At 67.1% G+C, this 4,951-nt stretch carries 6 protein-coding genes; 3 read left to right on the plus strand and 3 right to left on the minus strand.

All coding sequences use genetic code 11. The features are described from left to right. The 3 genes from EOA24_RS27235 to EOA24_RS27245 all read right to left on the minus strand — a co-directional run. A partial coding sequence (locus tag EOA24_RS27235; RefSeq protein ID WP_133374628.1) for a CCA tRNA nucleotidyltransferase occupies window positions 1–802 on the minus strand: 802 nt, incomplete at its 3' end. Next, window positions 799–1,431: a CoA pyrophosphatase gene (locus EOA24_RS27240; RefSeq protein WP_126081637.1), complete on the minus strand. Its 633-nt coding sequence runs from the start codon at window positions 1,429–1,431 to the stop codon at window positions 799–801. The genes EOA24_RS27240 and EOA24_RS27235, both read right to left, overlap by 4 nt. After that, on the minus strand, window positions 1,431–2,075 hold the full coding sequence (locus EOA24_RS27245; protein WP_126083738.1) for a DUF1285 domain-containing protein: 645 nt from the start codon (window positions 2,073–2,075) through the stop codon (window positions 1,431–1,433). Before EOA24_RS27245 ends, EOA24_RS27240 begins: the two co-directional genes overlap by 1 nt. Before the next feature lie 156 nt (window positions 2,076–2,231). Here EOA24_RS27245 and EOA24_RS27250 point away from each other — a divergent pair, with 156 nt between their 5' ends. The 3 genes from EOA24_RS27250 to EOA24_RS27260 all read left to right on the plus strand — a co-directional run. Beyond that, window positions 2,232–3,236 (plus strand): MoxR family ATPase, encoded by a 1,005-nt coding sequence (locus tag EOA24_RS27250; RefSeq protein WP_126081636.1) that lies wholly within the window; start codon window positions 2,232–2,234, stop codon window positions 3,234–3,236. After that, entirely contained in the window at window positions 3,236–4,210 is a 975-nt protein-coding gene (locus EOA24_RS27255; RefSeq protein ID WP_126081635.1) for a DUF58 domain-containing protein, read from the plus strand. Before EOA24_RS27250 ends, EOA24_RS27255 begins: the two co-directional genes overlap by 1 nt. Next, the coding region (locus EOA24_RS27260; protein ID WP_189354250.1) for a BatA domain-containing protein at window positions 4,207–4,951 on the plus strand (745 nt) is incomplete at its 3' end. The genes EOA24_RS27255 and EOA24_RS27260, both read left to right, overlap by 4 nt.

Here is a 4,951-nt window from a genome sequence, read left to right on the forward strand (position 1 = left end):
GCATCGGATCGGCGATCCAGCCGAGATCCTTCCCGGTCCTGGCCAGCCCGTGGATGGCATCGATGCCCCATTTCTCGCTTTCCGGCAGCACGGCGGTCAGCACGCCGGCCTGGCGCATCCAGAGCAGGGCGCGCGAAGGGTCTGGAGCCGACAGCAGCTTCTTCAGTTCGGACCAGACGCGTTCGGCCGAAAGCTGGGCAAGCCCCTCCTTCAGCCTGGCGCAGGCCTTCAGGCCTTCGGCATCGGGGCGGCCGTCGCCATACCAGGCGAAGAAGCGGAAAAACCGCAGGATGCGCAGATAATCCTCGCGGATGCGCGCCCCCGCGTCGCCGATGAAACGCAGCCGCCGCGCCTCGATATCGGCAATGCCGCCGACAAGATCGACGACCGTGCCGTCGGCTTCGGCATAGAGCGCGTTGATGGTGAAGTCGCGCCGCTCGGCATCAAGCTTCCAGTCGCGCCCGAAAGTCACTTTCGCCCGGCGGCCGTCGGTCTCGACATCAGCGCGCAGCGTGGTGACTTCATAGGGCTTGCCACCCGCAATCACGGTGATGGTGCCGTGTTCGATCCCTGTCGGCGCCGTCTTGAAGCCGGCCGCCTCCGCGCGCCGGATGGTCTCTTCGGGCAGTGTCGTCGCGGCGATGTCGATATCGGCCACCGGTTGGCCAAGCAGCGCATTGCGCACCGCGCCGCCGGCGACACGCGCTTCCTCGCCGCCCTGCTTCAGCGCAGCCAGCAATTGCTGCAGGGCCTTGTCGCCAAGCCAACCGGCCTGGCTCGAGAGGGACAGCTCGACGCTCACGCATAAAGCCTTTCATACAGCGTGCGGATGATGCCGGCGGTGACGCCCCAGATTCGCTGGTCGCCATAGGGCATATCGTAAAAGAACCATTCGAGATCGTTCCACATGCGGCTGTCGCGCGCGTGGTTGGCCGGGTCCATCAGGAAACTCAAGGGAACCTCGAAGGCGGCGTCGACTTCGTCGGCATTGAGCGTCAGCGAAAAGCCGGGGCGCACCACCGAAAGCACCGGCACGATGCGGTAGCCGCTGCCCGATACATAATCCGGCATGCGGCCGATGATCTCGATATGGCCGCGATCGAGGCCGATCTCCTCGAAAGTCTCCCGCAGCGCGGTCGCCTCCGGACTGGGGTCGGTCGCATCGATCGTGCCGCCCGGAAAGGCCACCTGGCCGGAATGGCTGCGCAGCTTCTCGGCGCGCTTGGTGAGCAGCACCATGGCGCCCTCGGCGCGGTCGACGACCGGGATGAGCACGGCCGCGTCCCGCAGCGGCTTGACGTGCTGGAGCCTGGGGTGATCGGGGTTGAAGCGATGATCGCCGAAATCCTCGCCAGGGGTAATCGCGGCCTGCGCGGCGGCCCGGGCCCGGAAATCCGCGATCGAAAACGGCGCCCGCGTCACCTGGTCCATCACGCGCTCAGCCGTTTCAGTTTTTCGGCCGGCATGATCGGATAGACCTCGCCGCCCGAGCGGACGGCGAACATCGCCTTGCCGTCGATGTCGATCTCCTCGCCATGCGCGACCAGCTCATACATCACAGCCCGCGCCACCAGCGCCTCCAGCCGTCCGCGCACCAGCACATAAGGCTTCAGCCCACCGGTTTCGTCCTCGTCGACGAAACGCAGCGGATGGCCGGGCCCGGCGGCGACAACGTCGCCGACATTGGTGCGGAAGGTGATGACTTGCTCGTCGCCGCTCCCGGACGCATTCATTTCAACGGCGATGAAAGGCGCGTCGACGACCCGGATTCCGACCCGCTCGACCGGAGTCACGAGATAGGTCTTTCCGTCGGCATCTTTGCGCAGCACGCTGGAAAAGAGCTGCACCAGCGGCATCCGGCCGATCGGCGTGCCAAGATAGAACCAGGTGCCGTCCGCCTTGATCTCCATGTCGAGGTCGCCGCAGAAATCCGGATTCCAGCGCTCGACCGGCGCCGGCCCCTTGCCCGCCCGGGCCGCGCGCGAGATCAGCGCCTCGAGGCCGCGCGCCTCGGTAGCGCTCGTCAAGCTCTGCCCACCCGGGCTTTGTTCACGATGTTCGCTGCGTTCGGCCATGGTCACGAAATAGTCACTGTTGTCCCGATTGTCAGCCTTGTCCGCCCAAGTCTGTGATTTAAGTTCGAATGCAGGCGCCAGGCGGGGCCGAATCGCGGCATTCTGCGACGTTGAGAATGCAGGCCGGTATTTCCAACCACAAGGGATCGAAACGGCATGAGCGTGATGATCAAGGAAAGCCCGATCAGCGAAAAAGCGATGATCGAGGAAGCTGAAAAAGCGCTGGCCGACATCTCCAAGGTCCGCGACGCGGTCGGCCGGGTGATCTTCGGCCAGGAAGCGGTCGTCGAGCGCACGCTGGTGGCGCTGCTGGCGGGCGGCCACGCGCTGCTGGTCGGCGTGCCGGGCCTCGCCAAGACCAAGCTGGTCGAGACGCTGGGGATCGTGCTCGGCCTCGATTCGCGCCGCGTCCAGTTCACGCCCGACCTGATGCCGTCGGACATCCTCGGCTCCGAGGTGATGGAGCAGGACGAGTTCGGCAAGCGCTCCTTCCGCTTCATCTCCGGTCCGATCTTCACGCAATTGCTGATGGCCGACGAGATCAACCGCGCCTCGCCGCGCACGCAGTCGGCGCTGCTGCAGGCGATGCAGGAATATCACGTCACAATCGCTGGCGCCCGCCACGACCTGCCCTCGCCCTTCCACGTGCTGGCGACACAGAACCCGCTGGAACAGGAAGGCACCTACCCGCTGCCCGAAGCCCAGCTCGACCGCTTCCTGATGCAGGTCGACATCCTTTATCCGGAGATCGATGCGGAGCGCCGCATCCTGCTCGAAACGACCGGCATCGACGAAGCCAAGGCCGACAAGGTGCTGCAGCCGGCGAGACTGAAGGAGATCCAGACGCTGATCCGTCGAATGCCGGTGCCGGAAAGCGTCGTCGAGGCGATCCTCAAGCTGGTGCGTTCGGCCCGGCCCGGCCAGGGCAATGCCGAGACGGACAAGCATGTCGCCTGGGGGCCGGGCCCCCGCGCCAGCCAGGCGCTGAACCTGTGCACCCGCGCCCGCGCCCTATATGATGGAAGGTTGGCGCCGTCGGTGGACGACGTCCGCGCCTTGGCCGAACCGGTGCTGCAGCACCGCATGGCGCTGACGTTCGCCGCCCGCGCCGAAGGCACTTCGGTGCGCGACGTGGTGGCGAAGCTGGCAAAAGGCATCTGATGGGTCGAATAGGCGAGGTCCAGGCACCGGTTGCGACGCGCGACGCGCTCGCCCGCGGCCGGTTGCGGGCTTCACTGGTGCCGGACCTGCTGGTCGAGGCGCGGCGCATCGTCAATACGGTGATCGCCGGTTGGCACGGCCGTCGCAAGCGCGGCATCGGCGAGAATTTCTGGCAGTTCCGGCCTTATGTCGAAGGCGATTCCTCGCGCATCGACTGGCGCCGCTCGGCCAGAGACGACCATACCTATGTGCGCGACCGCGAATGGGAAGCCGCGCACACCGTCTGGCTCTGGGCCGACCCCTCGCCTTCCATGCTCTACAAATCGGCCGGCGCTGGCGTTTCCAAGGAATCGCGCGCGCTGGTGCTGGCGCTCGCCTTGGCCGAGCTTTTGTCGCGCAGCGGCGAGCGCATCGCCTGGCCGGGCCTGACCGACCCGTTCACCGCCCGCAACGGCGCCGAGCGCATCGCCGCCCAGCTGAGCCACGCCGCCGCGCTGCCGGCCAAACCTGACCTGTCGGCCATCCGCCGCTTCTGCGACATCGTGCTCGTCAGCGATTTCCTCGACCCGGTCGAGGAAACCATGGCCTGGCTCGAGGTGCTTGCCCGCCATGGCGTGCGCGCGCACCTTATCGAGGTCGCCGACCCGGCCGAGGAAACCTTCCCCTATGCCGGCCGCACCGAGTTCACCGATCCCGAGACCGGCGACAAGCTGACCGCCGGTCGCGCCGAGATGCTGGCCGAGGAATACCGCCTGCTTTACCGGGCCCGCCGCGATGAGCTGGCCGCATGGTGCAAGCGCCTCGGCTGGAGCTTTACCGTCAATCACACGGACCGGCTCGCCTCCGAAGCGCTGGTGCGCGTCCACATGGCAATGACCGCCGACGGCAGTCATGCAGGGCTGGCCGACAAAGGTCATGCAGGGCTGGCCGATAGAGGTCACCCCCCGCAGGCCACTGGAAAGGCGGTCGCATGAGCTGGCTGCCGCTTTCCTTCGGGGCGCCCATGGTGCTGTGGGGCCTTGTGGCGCTGCCGGTGATCTGGTGGCTGCTCAGGCTCACCCCGCCCAAGCCGCAGACGGAAGTTTTCCCGCCGCTGAAAATCCTGGCCCGGGTCCTCCGACGCGAGGAAACCCCGCAGCAAAGCCCGTGGTGGCTGACGCTGCTTCGGCTGCTCATGGCGGCGCTTGTCGTGATGGCGCTGGCCGAGCCGGTCTTCAATCCGCGCGAAAAGCTGCCGGCGGAAGGTTCCGCCCTGGCGCTTGTCATCGACAACAGCTGGGCAAGCGCCGCTGACTGGGGCAAGCGCGTCGCCACCGCCGAGCGGCTGATCGCCGACGCCGGATCGAACGGCGTGCCGATCGTCATCGCCTTCACTGCCGAGAAGCCCAACGCCGAGATCGGCCCCTTCGATGCCTCAGCCGCGCTCGACCATCTGCGCGCCGCCAAGCCGCGGCCGATCCCCACCGACAGGCCCGCCGTCTATGCCCGCGTCGCCGCCGCGTTGGAGCGCCTGCCGGGCGCCAGCGTCGCGGTGCTCGCCGATGGCCTTGCCGCCAAAGGCGACGAAGCCGCTTTCAAGACGCTGCTCGAAAAGAACGCGAAGCGGCTGGTCTGGGCCACGTCCGACCGGCCCTCGGTGACCGGCCTGACTAGCGCCGACAACCAGGTCGACGGTTTCGCTTTGACCGCTATCCGCGCGCCGGGCAATCCGGCGC

Source organism: Mesorhizobium sp. M2A.F.Ca.ET.039.01.1.1, assembly GCF_003998035.1.
Taxonomy (GTDB): Bacteria; Pseudomonadota; Alphaproteobacteria; order Rhizobiales; family Rhizobiaceae; genus Mesorhizobium.